The organism is Paenibacillus hemerocallicola (genome assembly GCF_006265175.1).
In the GTDB taxonomy this organism is placed as follows: domain Bacteria; phylum Bacillota; class Bacilli; order Paenibacillales; family NBRC-103111; genus Paenibacillus_AB; species Paenibacillus_AB hemerocallicola.
Map to the genome: position 1 here is coordinate 6074 of NZ_VDCQ01000006.1, position 20368 is coordinate 26441.

Here is a 20368-nt window from a genome sequence, read left to right on the forward strand (position 1 = left end):
TCCGCCATGCTGTCCGCCCCAACCGACGCCTTGACCGCCATGCCAACCGCCATGCCATCCGGAGTGTCCCGGCCAACCGCCGTGCTGGAACGGAGAATAAGAATACGGGAAGAGATAAGCCGTCGGGTAAACTTGCTGCGTGCCTAACGAGTATGGATTGTAAGACATTTGAATCAGTCCTCCTTTTTCGATACGACAGCATATGTTGCTCTGGGCACGCTGGATGCTTGCCTATACGATTTGGGCTTATCCTTTCCAATATTTTCTATTCAGGCGAACGGATGTTTGAAATACTGAAACCGAACGTATGTTTGTGTGCGGTGGAATGGCACGGCAAAATGATCAGGATAATGCCGCAACAGCGAGTATACGGGATGAAATCGTGGAGGAAATGGCACGCAGGTTCGGATGGAAAGCGGATTTCGTTCACGAAAAGAGGACGAATATGCCGCCGCGCGATGCCCTGCAACGGGAATTGCCTTCCAAGGAGACGATGCTCAAGAGGCTGGACAAAAACTTGGACGAGACCGCGGCGGCGGGCCATGAACGGTTCGTTCTCGCCTAAGAAGGTTCATGCGATGTGCGGGACCAACAAGCGATGAGCCGTTTTATTGAAGAAATGATTAGGATCGCAGAACAATGGGACGATCTGCAACAGATTAGTAGCGTATAAGAGGCGCTATGTCGGGAAAAAAGATCATAGTTTATACGACGGGCACATAGAATGGAGTCACCGAATACAGAGGTGATGCGATATGGAACGAAACGGCTCCGCCGTTCGAGGATTACTGTTTGCGGTCATGCTCGTTGCACCGGTTTGGGCCATTGTTGCATGGCTTTGGAGTCACTCGTGAGAGTGGCTTTTTTGCTTGTTCGAAGCTCTCGTCGATCATCCGGAGAAATCGATTCGGGTTCCGACGAAATATCCGAGCGTGATGAAGAACAGACACCATAACAGAGCGCCGAAGCCGGCATACCATAAATATTTCCGGTGGTCCATTCCGCTTACGCCGGACAAATAACAGGTCAAATGACGAATGCCAGGGATGAAATAACCGAAGCTCACGGTCCATAGTCCGTACCGGTTAAACCATCTCTCGGCTTTCCCGAGTCGACTCGGCGTCAGCTTGACCCACTTGCCGTATTTCCATAGCAACGGTTTGCCGAATGCTCGCCCGGCCCAGTAGCTGCATACCATTCCGGTCATGGCTCCCAGGAAGCTGACCGCCAAGGCGGCAGGGTAATCGAGCAGATCGAGAGAAGTCAAGTAGCCGACAAACGTCAATAGCAGTTCATCCGGAATAGGTATGCCGACGATACCGAGGGCGAGCAGAACATACAGCGCGATATATCCGTACTGGGCGACCATGTCTTGAACAAAACTCATCGTCTCACTCCATCTGTTAGTGCGAGTGTTCCTCCTCCGGCTGTTGGGCCGAACGGTCTGACGGCTTCCCGATCGCTTGCACGTCCAGGATGTCCAACAAGAAGACGAAGGTCGGAATTCCGACGATCAGTCCCCATACGCCGAAAAAATGCTCGGAGAACAGAAGCACTACGAATGTGTAAAACATCGGAAGGTTGGTCTTCGACGCCATCAACCGCGGGTTGAGCACATATGCCTCCAAGGCATGAACGACAGTAATGACTACGAGCAGGTAGACGATGTACAAAATTCCCCCGATGCTGTATGCGATGGCGCATAGCGGAATCAGAGACAGGAACACGCCCGCCACGGGAACAAGCCCGAGAACGAAAATAAGCAGCGCCAGCACGAATAAGTTCGGAAAGCCCATCAGCCATAGCGCCAATGTCGTTACGATGCAATTGATAAAGGCGATCAGCAGCTGCGTTTCGATAACCTTGCCGAAGGTGTGGACGAATTTGCGTCCGAAAAATTCCACTTCGTTAAACAGCCAAGCCAATTTGCTCGTCCGGAATTGTCTCGTGAACCGGACTACGTTTTCTTTGCCGAGCAGCAGGAACAAGCTAAGAAGCAGGGCTAGAAATAGATGGAATCCCCAATTGCTGACTCTCATTACGAATTCGAGTCCGTGCTTGACCGTGCCTTGAATATTGATCGTATTCAGGAAAGAAACGAGATAGCCGGCCAGTTCGTTTTCTTGAGGCATCGTATTGACGCGCTTCACCAGATCGATCAGCTGCCCGGTCTGATTAATAAGCGCCGGAAAAAGCTTGAAGCCCCCGGCGATCAGGAGCGCCGTGAGTGTCGCATACAGCAGCGACAACACCAGCTTGGAATTCACCGGTACGACCTTGTTCAACAGACGGGATGTATGGAAATGCAGTCTGTCCATCAGAAAAGTAAGCAGAAAGGTCAATAGCATAATGTTGAGCATACTGCGCAGCATTACGAGCAGCAAGCAAAACAACGCGAGGATCAAGAATCGCCGTGCATCTTTTTTTTGCAGGAGGGTGACGATGAAGTTCATGGAAACATCCTTTCTGCGGAGGACACGTCTTTGGAGTTCAATCATATTAGCAAAATGTTGTGTATTTCATGTGTTCATAGCGGGGTGAACGGAACATTTTGCGTTGTCGCGGCGGTTCTGGACATACAAAAAACACAATCATCGGTTATACTGGACATAAAACGTGTAGACGCTCGATCAACTGTAGCGATACCGGGAATCGGGGGTGCGCAGAAATGAAGCGAGACATCCTGCTCATCGAGGACGAGAGCCGGATCCGCGAAATCGTGGCGGACTATTGCGAACGCGAGCAGTGGAACGTATACGAAGCCGAGAACGGCAGGCAAGCGTTGGATATGCTGGAAACGTTGAAGCCCGATCTGGTCATTCTCGATATTTTACTGCCGGAATTGGACGGCTGGACGGTATGCAAGCGGGTGCGGGCGCAATCCGACGTGCCGATCATTATGCTGACGGCGAAGTCGGAGGACGACGACAAACTGCTCGGATTCGAGCTTGGCGCGGACGATTACGTCACGAAGCCGTTCAGTCCGAGACTATTGATCGCCCGGGCCAAAACGCTGATCAAACGGGCGGAGGGCACGATCGGCAAGAACGACCATCTTGTCCGCTTCGGCCGCGTAGCCATTAACAAACGGGCGCATCGCGTGGACATAGATGGAAACGGGATCGAGCTATCGCCCAAGGAGTACGAGCTGCTTCTCTATTTGCACAGAAACGAAGGCATCGTGCTGTCCAGAGAGACGATATTGGACCACGTATGGGGCTTCGATTATTTCGGAGATTTGAGAGTCGTGGACACGCATATCAAAAAATTGCGCGGCAAGCTGGGCGAAGAGGCCCGTCATATTCGCACGGTGATCCGCTCCGGCTATAAATTCGAGGAGGACCGATGAAGAGGCGCGGAATCATTGTCAAGCTGTTTGCGATTACGGCGTCGTTTTTTATCGCGTTATATGCGATCGTCCTTGTTTGCCAGCTGTTGTTTTTCGAACGGTTTTACGAGCATCACAAGCTGAGCGCGCTCGAGAAGAAGCTGAAATCGTTCGCGGAGCAGTACGAGCAGACGAAAGAGGACGATTCCCGCATTTCCCGCGAGATCGCCTTGTTCATTAACCGGAACAAGTCCCAGATGGCCGTATTGACGCCGCAAGGAAAAATATTGCACGACAACCCGTTTCGCATCGTAATCCGGGAGGCCGACGGGCACGAGGTGAAAATATCGCTGTCGCCCTTCGCGGCCGCCCAAGGCCGGGATTTGCAGGCGGCGAAGCTGAAGCGCGGCGACCGGATCGAGGTCGAAGGATTTTTCGAGGACGAGGCGGCGCGGGATTGGCTGTATCCGGTCCTGATCAAGAAGGCCGGGGCAAAGGAAATTCGCGGTCCGGAAGGAATCGAGACGCCTTTCCCGAAAATACGCGTCAGCGGAGACATTACCGAGCTGCTGCTCCCCGGTATCAAGCAATGGAATATGAGGCAGGGTATGTTATCGCTCGCGCTGGAGGAATGGTTCCCGCTAAAGGAAGTCCATGCGGCCGAGCTGCAAAAAGGACACCTGGTGAAGCAGGAATGGACCGATTCGTGGAGCGGGGTGCGCAGTTACATCGCTATCCAGCCCGTACTGAGGGACGGCCGAGTCACCGAGCTCGTATTCGCCTATACGTCGCTCCAGCAAATCAACGAAGCTTACGATGCGCTTCAGCTGTTCTACGTATATATCGGAATCGGCGGGTTTGCACTTATCGTGCTGTTATCCTTGGTGTTCTCGCGCATCGTGTCCAAGCCTATTTTGTCGTTGAACAGCGTGGCTCTGCGCATGGCGAAGCTGGATTTCGCGGCAAAATCGCCGATGCGAAGAAACGACGAAATCGGCAGCTTGTCCGACAGCTTGAACAGCCTGTCCGAGACGCTCGGCATTACGCTGAAGGAGCTGCAGCAGGCGAACGACCAGCTGCGCGAAGATATGGAGAACAAGCGGCAAATCGAGCGCATGCAGAAAGAATTCGTGTCAAACGTCTCACACGAGCTGAAAACCCCGCTAAGCATCGTAAGAGGCTTTGCCGAAGGATTGAAGGACGGCGTAGGCGAAAGCAAGCGCGAGCGCTACACGGAAGTGATTTTGGACGAAACGGAAAAAATGGAAGAGCTCGTCAAAGACTTGCTCGAGCTGACGAAGCTGGAGTCGAAAACGATCAAGCTGAAAAAAACGTCGTTTTCCATCAGCGAGCTGATGGAGGATATCGTGGACAAGCTGTCGCATCATTTGAGCATCAAAGAGCTGAAAGTCGTCATTGTGCCGGCCAACGAACAAGAAGTCCACGCCGATTCGGTCAAAATCGAGCAGGTGCTGTTCAACATAATGATGAACGCGATTCGACATGCCGTTCCCGGAAGCGAGATTACGGTAAGGATCGATAAGGAGCGCGACCGGGTGCGCGTTGCGATCGAGAATGAAGGAGAACCGATTCCGGAGGACCAGATCGAGCATGTATGGGAGCGGTTTTACCGTACGGAACGTTCCCGCAACCGAAAGACCGGAGGGACGGGACTCGGACTCGCGATCGTCAAGCTCATCTTGGAGCTGCATGAGAGCCGGTATGGGGTTATGAACACCGGACGCGGAGTTTCTTTTTATTTCGATTTATGAGGAATGGGAAATAATAACAAGACCATGAAAAGGCCGGACCCGTGTCCGACCTTTTTTTGTGCCGATCATAGTGGATGCCGCGCAGTAACGCCGGCCCGCAGGATACTGTTACTCGTCCGCCTTGGGGTAATCGGCTTTGAGCGCGTCGGCGCTGTCGTACCGCTGCGTCTCGAATATAAACTTGGCCGGTGCTTTGTCCGTCCGGTTTTTGATAATATGTCCGTATACCTTGTTGCCGGACGCGAAAATGAACATCGTTTTATCGGGCTCGTTGGCGAGCGAATATTTCTCGATCATGGGACACCTCCGACAAGTACAATTCGGCAGTTCAGGGGAAATCCCTTCCTTGCAGACCGCCGAACTTTCGCTAGAATAGATGGCAAAGAGAGAATGAAAAATAAATCGAGATTAGTGTTGACATGTCCATAGAATCTTGATATTATATTCCTTGTCACCAGCGAATACGATCTGTTAGCTCAGCTGGGAGAGCACTATCTTGACAGGGTAGGGGTCAGTGGTTCGAGCCCACTACAGATCATATTACAGAAGAAGTCCTTGATGTCAAGGGCTTTTTTTATTTTTGTTGATGATTTTCTCCCCAAGCTGCAATGAGCATCCCTTGCGCAGCCAATTTGATAATGATCCGATTAAACTTCTCCATTTCCTCTGATGAAAGGCCTGTCAATTCTAAAATAATTTCCCTTTATGATTGCCGATCGATTCGCCTTCTTCTCCTGCCACTTCCAGCAAGCTCGCACGCTTCCATAAACGTTCGACTCATGAAAGCGAGAAGGATATTCTTGTTTTCCTCGCTGCCGAATATGCGTTAATGATGCTGGAGATTTTGTGGTGTCATAAAATGCTGTTGAAAGAAGGAAATGCCGGTTGGGTATAGAATGAGTTGTGGAAAGGAATGAGACTTAAGAACTAATTTTCGAATAGTCAATAATGCCAGGGAATGAGTCGATTCAACTTTTTGCCGGAATATACTTCGAATTGAGGAAAGGATGTTCATCGTGACCAAAAAGCTGATCGTATCGATCCTATTCAGCATGGCTTTTGTTTTCGTAGTCCTTCATTTTGCCTTTGCTACCGTGGTCGCCGCCTCTTCTCAAACGTTGAGTATTGTCGGAGCCCAAGGCACGACGGGGCAGACCGATCAGTACACCGAATTCTCGCTGGACAGCGGGCAAACGTGGCGCCGGGCGTATTTGTACGGGGTGCATCCCTGGGGGGTTATAGAAGGAACCGACAGCTGGATCAATTGCGGTCCTTCCGGTTCCGATTGTGCGGGCATGGATGTCCTTTACCGCGTTCGGTTCATCCTTCCGGATGACTTCTCCAAGCCGCAGACCCTATTCCAATTCAAGGCCGACAATGCTGTCACGATCAGACTGAACAACACCTACGTGTCCGATATTACTACGGAAGGCACTGTGACCGGCGACACATACACGAATGGCGCGCTTAAAGCCGGCATAAATGAGATCGGGATGGTTCTCCATGATTACGGCGGCTTAACGGGGTTGAATTACAAAATCACGATAAATGTCGATGCGTCGTCAACCCCGACGTTGGTGACCGCGCCTCTTTCGGTATTGCCCGCACCGACATTAAGCGGAAGTCCGGATATACCGACAAGAGATACTGTCAGCGTGACGATCATCTACCCGGCCGATGCCGTTCTGAAGGAGTACAGCCTCAATGGAACGGATTGGATCGGTTATACTTCAGCGGTCGTTATGACGGATAATGGGACGATTCATGCCCGATGGAAGGATTCGTTAGGCATAGTTTCCAGCACGGGAACGTTTGCCGTATCCAATATAGACAGAACTGCCCCTGCGACACCGACGCTGAGCGCCACGCCAACGACACCGACGAATGGCGATGTGAAGGTGACCATTGAGTACCCCGGGGATTCGGTGCTGAATAAATACATAATTGGAACTGGCGAGGCACAGGGATATGTCGGGTCCATTACTCTTTCGGTGAACAATGTCGTTTATGCCTACGCGGTGGACGCGGCCGGAAATACAAGCGGTGTCGGAATGCTTACGGTGAGCAATATCGATAAAACGGCTCCGACCACGCCAAGTCTCTCTGCGGATATTACTAATCCTACCCTCAGCGTTGTTCGTGTGACCCTTTCCAATTGGGGCGATGCCACGGTAAAAGAATACCGAATCGACGGAGGCGACTGGAAATCTGTAACGGATTCTTCCGAGGTCGTCATGACGGCCAATGGAACAGTGGAAGCCAGAGGGCAAGATAGCGTAGGAAACAAATCTGCAATAGGCCTGATTCAGATCAACAACATTGTGTCGGATCAGGATCCGCTTAAAATTACAGTCGCTGCGATGAATTCAAATGGGACGGAGATTGCTTTGCAATTTAATCATACATTGGATCTCCGCACACCGCTGACCAAAGAGAAGTTCCATTTGAATGGACCGGCCGTTTCCATAAGCAGTGCGAGCTATGCTTCGCATCAAGTGGTTGTACTGAAACTTGCGAATCCTTATGTTGCAAATAACGAACTACAGCAAATCACTCTGAATGTCGATTCCGGAGCCGTTATGGATAAAGGAGGAAAATCGATTCTGGAATGGAGAGGGCTTCCTGTCAAATCACAGATGGAAACCGACATCTTGCGAGAACGATTGAAGTCGTTACCCTCCGGCAATCCTGCTGCGGCGATCAGGATAAATTCCGTAGTGAAATATATGCTTCAATTCCGTGACGATATTACGGGGGACGGCACTTTTGACCGGAATGACATCTTGTTTTTACTGCTGCAAATAGATAGGCTGGAAGAGTAAGCCTCTGTTCGCAAGCTCAAGTCCATGCGTTGATCTCCTGTCGCTCGAGGAGCTTAACGCATGGACCAAAACGGGCGATGTCACGTTGAGGCGATCCTCATCAAGGCTCGTCGATATAAGTATCTTTGTCGGCAACATTATAAATGTCGTTTTCCAAATAGGCCGGCGTGGAAATCGGGACATTGTCCGGTTTGTTGCGAGCCTTGCCCTCGGTTTCTTCATTATTGGTCAGCTTCTCACTATAGTCGTCAGGCATGGCGTTCTCTCCTTCCTATCATTGAGCCCTGTGCATCAATCCTTGGGGGTTCGATCCAAATACAATCGGGTGACTTCCGTAAACTCTCCGCGCTCCACGTCTTCATCCGACGCTTTCTCTTCCAAAGGATCACTCGTATTCATTCCGGGCGCGATGGTAGGTCCATGCTCGTCGCGTATTTCCTTTTCCAACATTTTCACCGCCTTTCACGAAGATTATCATTCCGAATCGTCCCGGATTTATACATCGGCTCATAGTCCCTGAAGCTTGTCCCCGGTTTCCTTTCTTTTGTCATGGCTTAACTTGACAAAAACCGTGGACATGCTGCAGTCGGGGTTATCCACGCGAATATCTCCATTGTTGAAATGGACGTGATCAATGCCTAGACTATAGAACAAAAATTTCCGATGATCCTCCAAGCCTTCAAATGAAAAGTCGCCCATATAGCGAAAAATGTCATCCTCCAGCATAAGCAAATGGATGCTCTTGGCATTCACATGAATATTGACAAGCAATGTATCGGAGAATTCGATTAGAAAGGTTCCTTTCCTTATTCCCTTTTCGAGTCGGTGCCATTTTCCGCTCGTTGCTTCGTGCAGAGTACTTCCATCGGGATATTCGCTCATCGCTCTACCTGCCTTCGAAATCATTTGTACGTAGTATATACATGTTCATAGCCAAGTATAGGCCGTGTCGAAAATGGAGGAATAGAACGGCAGTCGACAGGAAAGGGAATGAAAAAGAGAGGTGGTAGTTCTTGGGAAACCCATTCCGGGGCGTTTTTGTCATTATTCTGATACTTTTTTCGCGTTGTGAAAAATCGACAATTTATGATAATGTTAAGCTGTAAAACATATTGGAGCGAAACTACCCAATTGAAACTATCGGAGGAGGAAAATGAAACGATACGGCGAAATGAGCCGCGACGAGCTTTTGTCTGAAGTAGACAAGCTGGAAGCGGAGAAGCGGCGGGCGGAGTTTCCGAGTCAGACGGAGATGCTCGAACGTAAAATTTGGATGGCAAAAGCCTATACGCTGGCGGCTGAATCGTTTTCGCCGGGCATCTATGCAGTCGAAGGGTATTCGGAGCAGTTCGAGCTGAATTACGTGAACGGCATTATGGCATGGGGCCGGATGGGCTCGGAGGACGAATCCAGTTTTCCTATTTCCATGCTCAGACGGATCTGATGAAATCAAAAAAAACGTCGAAGATGCTTGCAGGAATTTAGTAATTTTGGTCGAAATAGTATTACAATCGCACCATATCCCTTATTTCGACAGTTGCGGAGTTCCGGCTGGCATCGCGTTCTAGAGGGGTAACCGCATGCATAAAGGATTGCTCTATTCTACGGTACTGAATCAGGAGCAGCGGGCGATCAAGTTATTTTTAGTGTTGTTTTACGTAATCGGTTTCTCGTTCGACGCGTTTTATTTCTACATTTTTCCCAAATATATGAGTCATACGAGAGAGATCGGACTCCCATCGGGCGGATTCGGGTACGGGATCTATTTGATACAACTTGCATTGCTGCCCATCGCCGTTTACTTGATCAGAAAACAAAAGCCGACCGTCATCAAGTACGTCTACATTTACGCGTATTTGGCGGCAACGGTGATCAACGATTTGATCGTCTACATAGGCACGGACAAATCGTATGATTCCAGCAATGTGGGAGAAGTCCTGTTTGTCCTGTTCTCTCCGATTTTTCTGAACAAGAGGTATTTCTGGATCGTCACCGGCGGGTTGACGTGCAAGTATGTGCTGTTGTTCGCGGCGATACATCAACCGACCCTGATCCTGCCGTTGGCGCTGTATCCGATTTTGTCCTCCATGTCTTATATTATGTTAAACCGGTTTATCGGCTATGTGAACGCGATACGAGACTCCTTCAACTGGCAAATGGAAGGCATCGTGAAAGGCATCGTCGCCACGCTGGAGCTTAAAGATCCGTATACGCGAGGACACAGCGAGAGGGTTGCCCATTTTTCACTCGAGATTGCCAAACGATTGAACCGGTTTTCGGAAGAGGAAATCAAATCGTATTATTACGCTTGCCTGCTGCATGACGTGGGGAAGGTGAGCATCCCCGATCATATATTGACCAAGCCGTCATCCTTGACCGACAATGAATTTGAAATTATTAAGACGCATCCGGTGGTAGGCGTGAACGCCATCAAGCATATCGAAGGTCTGCAGGATAGCGTGAGCGTAATTCTCCACCACCACGAGCGATGGGACGGGCGAGGTTATCCGGACAAGCTGGCGGGAGAGGAAATTCCGCTGATGGCACGAATAACGGCCGTCGCGGATGCATTCGACGCCATGACGACCAAACGCTCTTACCGCGATGCGCTGAGCCTCGAGGAGGCGTACGACCGGATCGTGCAAGGGAAAGGCACCCAGTTCGACCCGTTGATCGTCGAAGTGTTTCAAGAAGCGTTTCCATCGCTTGCCCAATACGTCCAGGCGGAGCATGGCAAGGAGGCCGGGTTTTCCGGCAAAAATGCTCTGGTATCGGGATAAACAGATTTCGATAAGGGGGTGAATCATAGATGAAAATCAGAAAGCTGGCCAAAGTAAAGACGACTTGCTGGTGGTGCGGAATTTGGGGGTAAGGAAGCGGAAGGATGCAGCCGTCTCGGCCGCATCCTTTTTTCATGCCGCTCGAGAAGCCCGGGTGCCTCTGTCGAAGGAAAGGAAGTGAACGCGACGTGAAAGTGACGTCCCGAAGCAAGGTGATGCCGGTTGAACTGACCGTTCGACCGGACCGTCAAGGCTATATCGTGGAGGATGCAACCGCCGGGGAGTTCTATGAAATGTCCGAGCCGAGCGTGCAGGCGCTGCAGCGAATGCGCGAAGGCCTTAGTCTGGAGGCGATCGAGGAGGAGCTGTCCGCACGGTTTCCGGACGAAGAGATCGATATGATCGGCTTTGCGGAGCAATTGCTCGAATTAAAGCTTGTCGCCGAGCTGGATGGAATTCCCGTACGCGGCGAATCCGATTCGGAGCGAAGCGCGAACGCGAAACCTCTCAAGAGCGGAGGTTTCGGCTGGATATCGGAGCCGTTCGCACGGTTCTGGTTTCACCCCGTCATGCGCCTTTTGTATGTGTCGGTGATCATCATGAATATTGCGCTATTCATCGCCAAGCCGGGATTATTCCCGCAATACCGGGATGTATTCCTGTTCGAATCGATGGCTCTGAACAGTTTGATCTGGCTGGGAATTTCCTTTGTATTGCTTATGCTGCACGAGCTGGGACATATTATGGCGGTACGTTCGTTCGGCTTGCCGGCAAAGCTCGGTATCGGACACCGGTTCCTGTTTGTCGTATTCGAGACGGAGATGGATGGGGTGTGGCGGTTGACGCCGAAGCAGCGGAACAGGGCCTATTTGGCGGGAGCCGGCATGGATCAGGTCATGCTGCTGCTCTGCTTGGCCGTACAGTTCGCTCTGCCCGGCGAGCCGGGATTCGTAGCGAAGCTGGCGGCGTTCGCCGCTCTGGACTTGGTCGTGAAGCTTGTATTCCAATGCTGCTTCTATATGAAGACGGACTTGTACTACGTTGTGGAGAACGGAACGGGATGTTACAATTTGATGGAGCGAAGCCGCGAGTGGCTTGCAGTCAAGCTGAGAGGACGCGGAGGCGATCCGGCCCGGGCGATCGAGGAACGGGCTGTGAAATGGTATGCGGTATTCTATGCGGCGGGATATGTATTCACCCTTGGAATGATTGCTTTATTTTTTGCGCCCCAGCTTATCGTGTCGTTGACTACCGTTATTCCAAGGCTAGCCTTCCCCGCAGAAGGGGGGCCGTTCTGGGACGCGGTCGTCTTCTTGGCGGAATGCATCGGTCTCGGAGCACTGCTTCTGTACTCATGGATAAAAAGTCGGAGGAATGCCGTATAGCGGACGGTCGAACGATTAATCGGAACCGCACATGGAGCCGTGAAGCTTATCGCACCGGTCGATCAGCTCGAAATCGAGCGCCGTTATGCCGCCTTCGCTCCAGGTGGTCACGCTGATGGTGACGACCTTATATTCGATGGCGATCATCGGATGATGATTGAGCGCTTCGGCGGTCATCGCCGTTTGCTGTACGAATTCGATGCCTTTCATATATAGCGGGAACCTGAACTTTTTCACTAGCCATTTCCCGTCCTTGCGCGTCCATCCTTGGCGCGTCTCCAGAAGCTCTTGGATGCGTTCGTCGGTTAATTTCGCCATGGGAAGATCACCTCGTTATGGAATGATGAGCTTGCTTTGTTGCCCATATCATTATACACCAATGCCAAGCCGAGGGGGGCCGGTATGATTAAATTTAATGCGGAATTGATGTTCGAAGCCGATCTGCGGCCGTATCGGCCGGTTGTGGAACGCCGGGAGCCTTACATAGACATCTATTTGAAGCTGAATAAGGACGGCACCGGATGGCCGGAGGATTTGACGGAGCCGGGGGCGCTGATCATTTGCCGGTCGGACGGGGAGCCGATTCAATACGTCGTGCTGGATGAAGGCTGCGATAGCGAATACCGGTTTACGGAGCGGGAGAAGGAGCAGCTGAAGCAATATGTGCAGCAGGAGCGTTTGATCGAGAAGACGATATAGCCGACACGAGCGGACACGATAAGGAAACGAAAAAAGAGAGGGACGCTTGTCCCTCTCTCGTTGTTATTCGACGATCAATTTCGCTTTCATGTTGACGTGTCCGGCTCCGCATGGAACGTTGCACATAATTTCGTAGGTGCCTGGCTTGTCGAAGGTCACTTCTTTGGACAGCTCTTTGCCGCTGAGCGAAATGCCGAGCTGGGCGATGTCTATGCCGTGAACGCCCTCCGAATTTTTTACTACGACTTGCAGCGTTTCCCCTTTTTTCACCTTGTATTCCGCTTGGTCGAACTTGAAATTGCTGGCCGTAATTTTCAACTGAGGCTTCCCGGCTTCGGCTGCTGCTTCGTTCTCGCTTTTCTCCGGTTTAGAGCTGACCATCAAAAAGATCAGGCCGAATGCGCACGCCCCGAAAAACAAGACGGACATTATCCATTTATACACGTGTGGTCCTCCTCGTTCGAAATGTCACTTCAAGCATTATACGATATTTTGGTTTTCAAATCCATTCGCATATCCGACGTCTTTTTGACAAATCGTTGAACAATGCCGATAAAATCATTGTTGCCCATCAGCCGAAGGTACAAACGGTGATCGATCCGAACGGGCTGCCTTGGCCGTACGGGGGACTCGGCGATAGGGTGGGCAGCCGTCCATTTTGCCCCGATTGGGTGTTTATCCGTGTTCCCGCTGGGTGGTTCCCCATAGACTGTTGGCAGATGAAGGTCAAAGGGAGGTGCAATAATGGAATATTCGCAAAAGCCGGTTATGAACACCGCGCCGGCTCCGATGCATATGCCGATGTCCATGTCCATGCCGATGCATATGCCGATGCCGAATCCGAATCTGGTCGCCCCGATTACGGCCGTCCCGAACATGAAGCCGGAGCATCACGGACCCGTATCGGTCAATTTCGTAAATATGCATGCGGTCGAGCACTGTCATCCGAAAGCCCACGCTTTCACTTCGACGGGAGTCATTCTGGTGCTGTTCATCCTGCTTGTCATCATCAGCCGTGCCAAATGCTAGTCGCCGCAGGCGGTTAGTCGGAAGCCGGGGCCTCAGGCGCCCCGGCTTCTTTTTGCCGCGATCCGTATTCGGGCTATGTGCGTCTCGCTTCGGGCAAATGCCCAGTCCGGAGTCGAACGTATCGCGTATACTGTGGCAAACGTATAGGTGGTGAAATCCGGATATGCCCAGAAAACCGAAGGGAAAACGGCGAAGCGCAGCGGTTCATCCGAAAATGAGCGCGAATTTGCGTCGGGCCGTCTCCATAGCGGACCGGCGCGCGAAGGTCAAGCCGGGACGGAAAACGATCCCGGTCATAATCGAATTTGACCGGAAACCGACGCATCGTTGGATCGAATCCTTGAAGCGCGGAATCGTGAAGAAAGCCCATCATTTCCAAATGCTGAGACGCATGTCCGCAATGCGGGTCATATCCGCGCGGATGTCGCCTCATTGCCTTCATCGATGGTGCTGTCACCGTAACGTGAAGCACGTTCATTTGGACCATAAGCTGAAGGTCAGCCTGAACGTCGCGACACCGTCGGTCGGCGCCTCGGGTCTGCAGCGAAGAGGGATCGGCGGGAGAGGCGTAACGATCGCCATTGTCGATACCGGCGCATACCCTCATCCCGATTTGACGAAGCCGGTCAACCGGATCGTGGCGTTTAAAGATTTGGTCGGCGGCAAAAAGAAGCCTTATGACGACAACGGGCACGGCACCCATGTAGCAGGCGATGCCGCGGGCAACGGCTTCTGCTCGCGCGGCAAGTATAAGGGGCCGGCAAATAAGGCAAGGCTGGTCGTGGTCAAAGCTTTTGACAAAAACGGGCAGGCGAACAGCTCCGACGTTGTAGCTGCCGTCGACTGGATTTTGCGCAACCGCAAAAAATACGGCATCCGCATCGTCAATATGTCGTTCGGCTCGCCGGGCTTTAAGAGCTGCTCCGACGATCCGGTGTGCCGCGCGGCGGAACGGGCGTGGCGTGCGGGACTCGTCGTCGTAACGGCCGCAGGCAACTCCGGGCCGGAAGCGGGAATGATCGAGTCCCCGGGCATCAGCCCGCTCCTCGTTACGGTAGGAGCCGTGGACGACCGAAGAACGGTGCGGCAACAAGACGACCGGGTGGCCGTTTTTTCCGGCCGGGGACCGGTCGCGGGCGGCAAAATAAAACCGGATTTGACCGCTCCCGGCGTCAATATCGTCTCTCTCCGTTCGCCGGGCTCCTCGACCGATCGCGGAGACCCTTCCGCCCGGGTCGGAAAGTGCTACTTTAAAATGTCCGGCACGAGCATGGCGACTCCGATCGTCAGCGGCGGGGCCGCTCAGCTGCTGCAGCGGTTTCCGAAGCTTACGAACAGGCGGGTCAAACAGCGGCTCCTGAGCAACGCCTTCCGGCTGCGCGGAGCGAATTCCAATGCGCAGGGCCGGGGCGAGCTGAACGTGCGATTTATTGAAAATCGCATATTGCCAGCTTCCAAATAACCGTGGTAATATATAACAATATTACTGGAAGGGCTTCTAGGGATCCGTGGCGCGCGCTTTGACGCGCCGGCGAACCGAGCGAAGCCGGACGCGAAATCGATTTTGCGTTACACCGTAGGGATAAAAGACCTGTGGCAAGTTCCGGCTCACGACGAGCGGACTGCGGCAGGTCTTTGTTGCGTTACTCCGATAAATCGTCGTGAAGAGAGGAGAAGCGATGGTGAGGGCGATTCGGGTTAACGGATTGACGAAACGGTTTCGACAAAAACGGAAAAAGGAAGGCTTCGCGGGCAGCGTTCGCGCGCTGTTCAAACCCGAATATACGGAGAAGACCGCGGTGCGCGGTATCGATTTCGAAGTGGAGGCCGGCGAATTTCTGGCATTTCTCGGCCCGAACGGAGCGGGGAAATCGACGACGATCAAAATGCTCACCGGCATTCTCCATCCTTCCGACGGCCATGCGGAGGTGCTCGGGTACTGTCCATGGAAAGAACGCAAAAAGCTGGCTTACCGGGTCGGATCGGTGTTCGGCCAAAAATCGCAGCTATGGTACCATTTGCCGCCGGGCGATACGTTCGAATTGATGAGGCGCATCTATGAGCTCGACGAGACGGACTACAGGCGCAGGCGCGCGGAGCTGGTCGAACGGTTCGAGCTGGGTCCCTACATGGATGTCCCTGTGCGGAAGCTGTCGCTCGGGGAGCGGATGCGCTGTGAAATCGCCGCGGCGCTGCTTCATCGTCCCGGCATCGTATTTCTGGACGAACCGACCATCGGACTCGATGTCGTCGTGAAGCAGAAAATACGCGAGCTTCTTCGCGAAATGAACGAAGCCGAGAACATTACCGTGTTCCTGACTTCCCATGACTCCGGAGATATCGAGCAGTTGTGCCGCCGGGCCATCGTCATCAATCACGGTCAGATCGTATTGGACGCCAAAGTGGCGGATTTGAAGCGGCTTCACTTGACCCGCAAAACGATCGAGCTGCTGCTCGCGGATGAACCGGAAACGATCGAGATCCGGGGCGTGGTTCAAATGCGCAAGGGAGGCAACCGGTTGAAGCTGTCGGTAGATACGTCCGTCACCTCGATCGAGGAAGTTCTCGCGCATATCGTGAGCCGTTACCGCCTCGAGGATGTCACGATCGAAGACCCGCCGATGGAGGAAATCATTACGCACATTTACGCGAATGCCGCGCGGAAGGAGGAGGAGCTGCCGTGATTGCCGTCCGCAAACTGGCAAAATACGCCGCCTATGCGCATATGACCGTCCGCAATCAGCTGGCCTATGTGCTCGATTTCCTGATCCGCTCCTTGTTCCTCCTGGTCATCCTGTTCATCTTCTTCCAGCTATGGTCGGTCACTTACGATGGAGTCGGCGAACGGCAAATCGCCGGATATACGTTCGAGCAAATGATCTGGTATTTGGCCGTGGCCGAGTCGGTTATTTTGGCTTCTCCGAAGCTGAACGCCAAAGTGGAGGCCGAGGTCAAAAACGGCGACATCGCTTATCAGCTCATTCGTCCGGCGAGCTATTTGCTGATGCACTACGGGAGCTATATGGGGGAAGCCTCCGTTCGCGTTATCGTAAATTTGGCGCTCGGATCGGCGCTGGCCTTCCTGTGGTTCGGCTGGTCGCCGCCCGGCATTAACGTCCCGCTCTGTCTGCTCGTCATGGTCGGGGCGTTTACGGTCAATTTCTTGCTTACAATGCTGATTTCGCTATGCGCTTTCTGGGTGGAGGAAACGCGCGGACTGGACTTTGTGTACAATAAGCTGTTGTTCACGATCGGCGGAATGCTGCTGCCGATGGAGATGTTTCCCGGCTCGCTCAGAGCTGTAGGCGAATGGCTGCCATTTCAGGCGGTAGCCTATTTTACCGCTAAAACGGCGGTCCATGCCGATGTCTCGGAAGCGTTGCGCATGATGGCGATTCAATGGGGATGGGCGGCCTTGCTTGCATGTGCGGCAGCGTTCGTATACGGGAAAGGGGTGCGCAAGCTCAATGTCAACGGCGGGTAAGCTGTTAAGGTTCGTGCTGGCTTGCTGGAAGCTGAATTTGGCCGGGGCGATGGAATATAGGATGAGCTTCTTTTTGACGGCCGGGATGATGCTTGTCAATAATGTGGTCTGGATTTTTTATTGGGGCGTCTATTTCACGAAGTTTCCGATCGTGAACGGCTGGGAGCTGACCGACGTCATGATGATGTGGGCGGTAGGTGCGGGCGGGTTCGGCATTTCCGCCGTCTTGTTCGGCAACAGCTATGCGATGGCCGGCATGATCGCGAATGGACAGCTGGACACGTATTTGATCCAACCGAAGCCGGTGCTGCTGCACGTTCTGATCAGCCGGATGTCGGTATCCGCCATCGGAGATGTCGTGTTCGGCTTGATGCTGTATGCGGTATTCGGCGACCATACGGTATCGGGATTGTTCAAGTTCGCATTCGCATTGACGCTGGCCACGACCATTTTCGTATTCTTTAATGTCATTGCGCAGACGCTCGCTTTCTATATCGGCAATGCGGAAGGAATCGGCCAGCAAGTATTCATCGGGTTCGTCACCTTTTCCACATATCCTACCGATATTTTTCGCGGGATCGGACGACTCGTGCTGTTTACCGTTATTCCCGCGGGCTTTATCAGTTATTTGCCGATCGGGCTGCTGAGAGAGGTGAGCTGGCCGTTTTTGGCCGGGGCAACGGGGATGGCGGCCATGCTGACGGCGGTCGGCATTCTGTTTTTTTACCGGGGGCTCAAACGCTATTCGTCCGGGAACATGATTTCGATGCGCTCCTGACGGTACGGCTTCGCTCAATCCGGCTATGGTATACTTATTAGGAAGTGGAGCAAAGAAATCAAGTTGACGAGGAGAGGCTAATGAACGTCGTATACGTAAACAATCCGGAGCAGCTGGCTCAATGCTTGCAGCTGCGCAGCGAAGTGTTCGTCGTCGAGCAGAAGGTGCCGGCGGAGCTGGAAATAGATGAGCTGGACTCGTTGGAGTCACCTTGCCGCCACATACTGGTGCTGGACGAAGGGGAGCCGGTGGCGGCCGCTCGGATGAAGGCCTATGATCCGCAAACCGCCAAAATGCAGCGTGTCGCCGTAAAACGCGAGCGCAGAGGGAGCGGCTGCGGACGAATCGTGATGGATGCGCTGGAGCGTCTTGCCGTCGAGCGAGGATTTGCTTACTCGATACTGGACGCCCAGCTACAGGCACAGCCCTTCTATGAACGACTCGGCTATGAAGTCGTTTCGGAGGAGCCGTTTTACGATGCGGGCATTTTGCACGTGCGCATGAGAAAGAGACTTACTGACCGTCTTTGAAAGAAACGCGAAAGCGCTCCGGCCCGGAGCGCTTTCGGTTTGCGCTTTCAGCTGCCCGTAGGCTTGGGGAGCGGCAGCGAAATAAGGAACGCCGTCCCTTTCATTTTCTCGCTTTCGACTTCAATGCTCCCCCCATGATCCTGGACGATTTTCTGACAGATCGGAAGACCGAGTCCGGTTCCTTCTTCCTTCGACGTATAGAAGGGCTGAAATATGCGCTCCAGCTCGTCCTCCGTCATGCCTATCCCGGTATCCCGCACTTCGATGACGGCGAAGCCGTTCGTCGTAGACATTCCGAGCTTTACGATACCTTGCTCCGGGATCGCCTCGTAAGCGTTTTTCACCATATTCAACAGCATCTGCACGATTTTGTCCTGATCCATCCATATGTGCACGGGGTGCGGCGGCATCTCGCAGACGAGCTCGTGACCGAGACGGGCCGTTTCCGATTCTGTCAGCGACACGACTCTTTGAATGCAGGTTTGCAGCGGAAACAGCTTGAAATCCGTCGCATGAGGCTTGGAGAAACGCAAAAATTCTCCGGTGAGCGCGGTCATCCGGTTAATCTCGTCCATGATCATGTCATACCAGGGCTCGATATTGTACCCGTTCGTACGGGATATTTGAAGAAAGCCTTTAACCGTAGTGAGCGGGTTGCGGATTTCATGGGCCATGCCCGATGCGAGCTCGCCCATTACGCGGAGCTTCTCCGACCTGGCGATATGGTTTTCGCGCTTGAGCCACAGCTCGCGCTTCATAGCGGCCATATTCATTTCCGCCGTGTGCATCAATTGTTCGTGCGTCGTACCGTCGTCAGGAAAGCTAGCATGCCCGTGAGCGATATGTATGCCGGTCAGCTTCGGTATTTCGGATTCCAGAAACCGGTTGACCGAATTCGTGCGTTCGGCGTCGATTTTGCAAAAGGCCATCGCGAACTCGTCCCCGCCGTAACGCGCGATTAGAGCGGCATCGGTGAATGAAGCGCTTATCAGATCGGCAATCTGCCTCAAGATCCGGTTGCCCTCCGCCGGACCTTGCGACTGATTTACCGATTTCAGGTCATTGCAGTCGATCACGACGACCAGCACTTTCGATTCCGTACGCAGCAGCCGCTCCAACTGTACCTGAAACTCTTCGTAATGGATCAGGCCGGTAAGTACGTCGCGAGTCCCCAACAGGCGATAGCTTTTATCCGTTCTACGTTTGTGGGACGCGAAGCGAAGCATCCCGTAGGTGCCGATGAAGCCGATCATGCCCAATCCCGCCAGAGCCCAACATACACCTTGCAGCATAACATTACCTCCATCGTAATGTTAAGAAAGTTAAGACCACAATACCATTCCGTGTCAATGATTGGTAGTTCCAAACTTAAAGATTTGTTTAAAAATCGTTTAAGTTCTAATGAATGCTCTTAATCGCGGTTCATAAAAGGGGCTGTCGCAGGGGAAGCTATCGATGAAAGATGCAATCTATAAGCAGGAAGGAGACGCACGATATGAACATCGAATCGGGAAACGACGGAGAGTTCTTCGTAGCCGTACAAAAAAACGGGGACGGGGATATTACCGCCTTCAAAACGTCAGCCGGCCGGGTGCTGAATTACGAGCAAGCGTTGACGGAAGTGAAAACGGGTACGATCCGCGGCGTCAATGCATTTAAAGGTAGAGACGGCGAAACGTATATTCGGGGAGACGCCGACGGGGATCCGAGCAATAATTTGGATAATTTGCCGGCGTTTTGATTGGAGATGTAGGGAAGGAA

24 protein-coding genes and 1 tRNA gene are annotated in these 20368 nt (G+C 52.7%); 16 read left to right on the forward strand and 9 right to left on the reverse strand.

The features are described from left to right. The first annotated feature begins 382 nt into the window (after positions 1 to 382). Complete coding sequence (locus tag FE784_RS05875) at positions 383 to 565, forward strand: hypothetical protein (RefSeq protein WP_176705991.1); 183 nt, start codon at positions 383 to 385, stop codon at positions 563 to 565. A 324-nt stretch (positions 566 to 889) separates the two neighbouring features. Here FE784_RS05875 and FE784_RS05880 read toward each other — a convergent pair whose 3' ends face one another. Both FE784_RS05880 and FE784_RS05885 read right to left on the reverse strand, forming a co-directional pair. Beyond that, positions 890 to 1387 (reverse strand): DedA family protein, encoded by a 498-nt coding sequence (locus tag FE784_RS05880; RefSeq protein ID WP_139601213.1) that lies wholly within the window; start codon positions 1385 to 1387, stop codon positions 890 to 892. 16 nt (positions 1388 to 1403) lie between these two features. After that, positions 1404 to 2453 (reverse strand): AI-2E family transporter, encoded by a 1050-nt coding sequence (locus tag FE784_RS05885; protein WP_139601214.1) that lies wholly within the window; start codon positions 2451 to 2453, stop codon positions 1404 to 1406. A gap of 215 nt (positions 2454 to 2668) precedes the next feature. Here FE784_RS05885 and FE784_RS05890 point away from each other — a divergent pair, with 215 nt between their 5' ends. Both FE784_RS05890 and FE784_RS05895 read left to right on the forward strand, forming a co-directional pair. After that, positions 2669 to 3349: a response regulator transcription factor gene (locus FE784_RS05890; RefSeq protein WP_139601215.1), complete on the forward strand. Its 681-nt coding sequence runs from the start codon at positions 2669 to 2671 to the stop codon at positions 3347 to 3349. After that, positions 3346 to 5100, forward strand: a complete 1755-nt coding sequence (locus FE784_RS05895) for a sensor histidine kinase (RefSeq protein WP_139601216.1) — start codon at positions 3346 to 3348, stop codon at positions 5098 to 5100. The genes FE784_RS05890 and FE784_RS05895 overlap by 4 nt, the downstream gene beginning before the upstream one ends. Positions 5101 to 5208: 108 nt before the next feature. On the opposite strand, the gene FE784_RS05900 is transcribed toward FE784_RS05895, so the two are convergent. Beyond that, on the reverse strand, positions 5209 to 5397 hold the full coding sequence (locus FE784_RS05900; RefSeq protein ID WP_139601217.1) for a hypothetical protein: 189 nt from the start codon (positions 5395 to 5397) through the stop codon (positions 5209 to 5211). Positions 5398 to 5565: 168 nt separating this feature from the next. Between FE784_RS05900 and FE784_RS05905 the strand changes: the two genes are divergently transcribed. Together FE784_RS05905 and FE784_RS05910 are read left to right on the forward strand one after the other, a co-directional pair. Continuing rightward, positions 5566 to 5638, forward strand: a tRNA-Val gene (locus FE784_RS05905). 478 nt (positions 5639 to 6116) lie between these two features. After that, positions 6117 to 7922 (forward strand): hypothetical protein, encoded by a 1806-nt coding sequence (locus FE784_RS05910; RefSeq protein ID WP_139601218.1) that lies wholly within the window; start codon positions 6117 to 6119, stop codon positions 7920 to 7922. A 100-nt stretch (positions 7923 to 8022) separates the two neighbouring features. Here FE784_RS05910 and FE784_RS40690 read toward each other — a convergent pair whose 3' ends face one another. From FE784_RS40690 to FE784_RS05915, 3 genes are read right to left on the reverse strand one after another with little or no spacing between them, the layout of a single operon-like run. Continuing rightward, the gene (locus FE784_RS40690; RefSeq protein ID WP_176705992.1) at positions 8023 to 8178 is read right to left on the reverse strand and encodes a hypothetical protein; all 156 of its coding nucleotides are present in this window, start codon (positions 8176 to 8178) and stop codon (positions 8023 to 8025) included. Between the two features lie 35 nt (positions 8179 to 8213). Beyond that, a complete protein-coding gene (locus FE784_RS40695; RefSeq protein ID WP_176705993.1) occupies positions 8214 to 8372 on the reverse strand; it encodes a hypothetical protein in 159 nt (52 codons plus the stop codon). A 57-nt stretch (positions 8373 to 8429) separates the two neighbouring features. After that, positions 8430 to 8804 carry a hypothetical protein gene (locus FE784_RS05915; RefSeq protein WP_139601219.1) on the reverse strand — a complete coding sequence of 125 codons (375 nt, stop codon included), beginning with the start codon at positions 8802 to 8804 and terminating at the stop codon, positions 8430 to 8432. 271 nt (positions 8805 to 9075) lie between these two features. Here FE784_RS05915 and FE784_RS05920 point away from each other — a divergent pair, with 271 nt between their 5' ends. From FE784_RS05920 to FE784_RS05930, 3 genes are all read left to right on the forward strand, one after another. Next, on the forward strand, positions 9076 to 9366 hold the full coding sequence (locus FE784_RS05920) for a DUF1811 family protein (RefSeq protein WP_139601220.1): 291 nt from the start codon (positions 9076 to 9078) through the stop codon (positions 9364 to 9366). A gap of 136 nt (positions 9367 to 9502) precedes the next feature. After that, positions 9503 to 10702, forward strand: a complete 1200-nt coding sequence (locus FE784_RS05925; RefSeq protein ID WP_139601221.1) for an HD-GYP domain-containing protein — start codon at positions 9503 to 9505, stop codon at positions 10700 to 10702. A gap of 188 nt (positions 10703 to 10890) precedes the next feature. After that, positions 10891 to 12087 (forward strand): peptidase, encoded by a 1197-nt coding sequence (locus FE784_RS05930; protein WP_139601222.1) that lies wholly within the window; start codon positions 10891 to 10893, stop codon positions 12085 to 12087. A 15-nt stretch (positions 12088 to 12102) separates the two neighbouring features. On the opposite strand, the gene FE784_RS05935 is transcribed toward FE784_RS05930, so the two are convergent. Then, positions 12103 to 12405, reverse strand: coding sequence for a 4a-hydroxytetrahydrobiopterin dehydratase (locus tag FE784_RS05935; protein ID WP_139601223.1), 303 nt, complete (start codon positions 12403 to 12405; stop codon positions 12103 to 12105). A gap of 84 nt (positions 12406 to 12489) precedes the next feature. Between FE784_RS05935 and FE784_RS05940 the strand changes: the two genes are divergently transcribed. Further along, positions 12490 to 12786 (forward strand): hypothetical protein, encoded by a 297-nt coding sequence (locus tag FE784_RS05940; RefSeq protein ID WP_139601224.1) that lies wholly within the window; start codon positions 12490 to 12492, stop codon positions 12784 to 12786. Positions 12787 to 12849: 63 nt separating this feature from the next. Here FE784_RS05940 and FE784_RS05945 read toward each other — a convergent pair whose 3' ends face one another. Beyond that, positions 12850 to 13230 (reverse strand): cupredoxin domain-containing protein, encoded by a 381-nt coding sequence (locus FE784_RS05945; protein WP_139601225.1) that lies wholly within the window; start codon positions 13228 to 13230, stop codon positions 12850 to 12852. Between the two features lie 477 nt (positions 13231 to 13707). On the opposite strand from FE784_RS05945, the gene FE784_RS41545 reads away from it, so the two are divergent. The 6 genes from FE784_RS41545 (at position 13708) to FE784_RS05975 (ending at position 18607) form a co-directional block, all read left to right on the forward strand. Continuing rightward, positions 13708 to 13815: a YjcZ family sporulation protein gene (locus FE784_RS41545; protein ID WP_218103754.1), complete on the forward strand. Its 108-nt coding sequence runs from the start codon at positions 13708 to 13710 to the stop codon at positions 13813 to 13815. A 163-nt stretch (positions 13816 to 13978) separates the two neighbouring features. Further along, positions 13979 to 15277 (forward strand): S8 family peptidase, encoded by a 1299-nt coding sequence (locus tag FE784_RS05955; RefSeq protein WP_139601227.1) that lies wholly within the window; start codon positions 13979 to 13981, stop codon positions 15275 to 15277. Positions 15278 to 15494: 217 nt separating this feature from the next. Beyond that, positions 15495 to 16499, forward strand: coding sequence for an ABC transporter ATP-binding protein (locus FE784_RS05960; protein ID WP_246131921.1), 1005 nt, complete (start codon positions 15495 to 15497; stop codon positions 16497 to 16499). After that, positions 16496 to 17299, forward strand: a complete 804-nt coding sequence (locus FE784_RS05965) for an ABC transporter permease (RefSeq protein WP_246131922.1) — start codon at positions 16496 to 16498, stop codon at positions 17297 to 17299. The genes FE784_RS05960 and FE784_RS05965 overlap by 4 nt, the downstream gene beginning before the upstream one ends. Next, complete coding sequence (locus tag FE784_RS05970) at positions 17283 to 18077, forward strand: ABC transporter permease (protein ID WP_139601228.1); 795 nt, start codon at positions 17283 to 17285, stop codon at positions 18075 to 18077. The genes FE784_RS05965 and FE784_RS05970 overlap by 17 nt, the downstream gene beginning before the upstream one ends. 80 nt (positions 18078 to 18157) lie before the next feature. After that, positions 18158 to 18607, forward strand: a complete 450-nt coding sequence (locus FE784_RS05975; protein ID WP_139601229.1) for a GNAT family N-acetyltransferase — start codon at positions 18158 to 18160, stop codon at positions 18605 to 18607. Between the two features lie 47 nt (positions 18608 to 18654). Here the strand turns inward: FE784_RS05975 and FE784_RS05980 are convergent, their stop codons facing one another. Continuing rightward, positions 18655 to 19899 carry an ATP-binding protein gene (locus tag FE784_RS05980; protein ID WP_139601230.1) on the reverse strand — a complete coding sequence of 415 codons (1245 nt, stop codon included), beginning with the start codon at positions 19897 to 19899 and terminating at the stop codon, positions 18655 to 18657. A 203-nt stretch (positions 19900 to 20102) separates the two neighbouring features. Between FE784_RS05980 and FE784_RS05985 the strand changes: the two genes are divergently transcribed. Continuing rightward, positions 20103 to 20348 carry a DUF3892 domain-containing protein gene (locus FE784_RS05985; RefSeq protein ID WP_139601231.1) on the forward strand — a complete coding sequence of 82 codons (246 nt, stop codon included), beginning with the start codon at positions 20103 to 20105 and terminating at the stop codon, positions 20346 to 20348. The last annotated feature ends 20 nt before the right edge of the window (positions 20349 to 20368 follow it).

Excerpts from the sequence above, each read along its gene's own strand:
- FE784_RS05880 (WP_139601213.1), bottom strand. The coding sequence starts at position 1,387 with ATGAGTTTTGTTCAAGACATGGTCGCCCAGTACGGATATATCGCGCTG.
- FE784_RS05885 (WP_139601214.1), bottom strand. The coding sequence starts at position 2,453 with ATGAACTTCATCGTCACCCTCCTGCAAAAAAAAGATGCACGGCGATTC.
- FE784_RS05890 (WP_139601215.1), top strand. The coding sequence starts at position 2,669 with ATGAAGCGAGACATCCTGCTCATCGAGGACGAGAGCCGGATCCGCGAA.
- FE784_RS05895 (WP_139601216.1), top strand. The coding sequence starts at position 3,346 with ATGAAGAGGCGCGGAATCATTGTCAAGCTGTTTGCGATTACGGCGTCG.
- FE784_RS05900 (WP_139601217.1), bottom strand. The coding sequence starts at position 5,397 with ATGATCGAGAAATATTCGCTCGCCAACGAGCCCGATAAAACGATGTTC.
- FE784_RS40690 (WP_176705992.1), bottom strand. The coding sequence starts at position 8,178 with ATGCCTGACGACTATAGTGAGAAGCTGACCAATAATGAAGAAACCGAG.
- FE784_RS40695 (WP_176705993.1), bottom strand. The coding sequence starts at position 8,372 with ATGTTGGAAAAGGAAATACGCGACGAGCATGGACCTACCATCGCGCCC.
- FE784_RS05915 (WP_139601219.1), bottom strand. The coding sequence starts at position 8,804 with ATGAGCGAATATCCCGATGGAAGTACTCTGCACGAAGCAACGAGCGGA.
- FE784_RS05920 (WP_139601220.1), top strand. The coding sequence starts at position 9,076 with ATGAAACGATACGGCGAAATGAGCCGCGACGAGCTTTTGTCTGAAGTA.
- FE784_RS05925 (WP_139601221.1), top strand. The coding sequence starts at position 9,503 with ATGCATAAAGGATTGCTCTATTCTACGGTACTGAATCAGGAGCAGCGG.
- FE784_RS05935 (WP_139601223.1), bottom strand. The coding sequence starts at position 12,405 with ATGGCGAAATTAACCGACGAACGCATCCAAGAGCTTCTGGAGACGCGC.
- FE784_RS05940 (WP_139601224.1), top strand. The coding sequence starts at position 12,490 with ATGATTAAATTTAATGCGGAATTGATGTTCGAAGCCGATCTGCGGCCG.
- FE784_RS41545 (WP_218103754.1), top strand. The coding sequence starts at position 13,708 with ATGCATGCGGTCGAGCACTGTCATCCGAAAGCCCACGCTTTCACTTCG.
- FE784_RS05955 (WP_139601227.1), top strand. The coding sequence starts at position 13,979 with ATGCCCAGAAAACCGAAGGGAAAACGGCGAAGCGCAGCGGTTCATCCG.
- FE784_RS05960 (WP_246131921.1), top strand. The coding sequence starts at position 15,495 with ATGGTGAGGGCGATTCGGGTTAACGGATTGACGAAACGGTTTCGACAA.
- FE784_RS05970 (WP_139601228.1), top strand. The coding sequence starts at position 17,283 with ATGTCAACGGCGGGTAAGCTGTTAAGGTTCGTGCTGGCTTGCTGGAAG.
- FE784_RS05975 (WP_139601229.1), top strand. The coding sequence starts at position 18,158 with ATGAACGTCGTATACGTAAACAATCCGGAGCAGCTGGCTCAATGCTTG.
- FE784_RS05980 (WP_139601230.1), bottom strand. The coding sequence starts at position 19,899 with ATGCTGCAAGGTGTATGTTGGGCTCTGGCGGGATTGGGCATGATCGGC.
- FE784_RS05985 (WP_139601231.1), top strand. The coding sequence starts at position 20,103 with ATGAACATCGAATCGGGAAACGACGGAGAGTTCTTCGTAGCCGTACAA.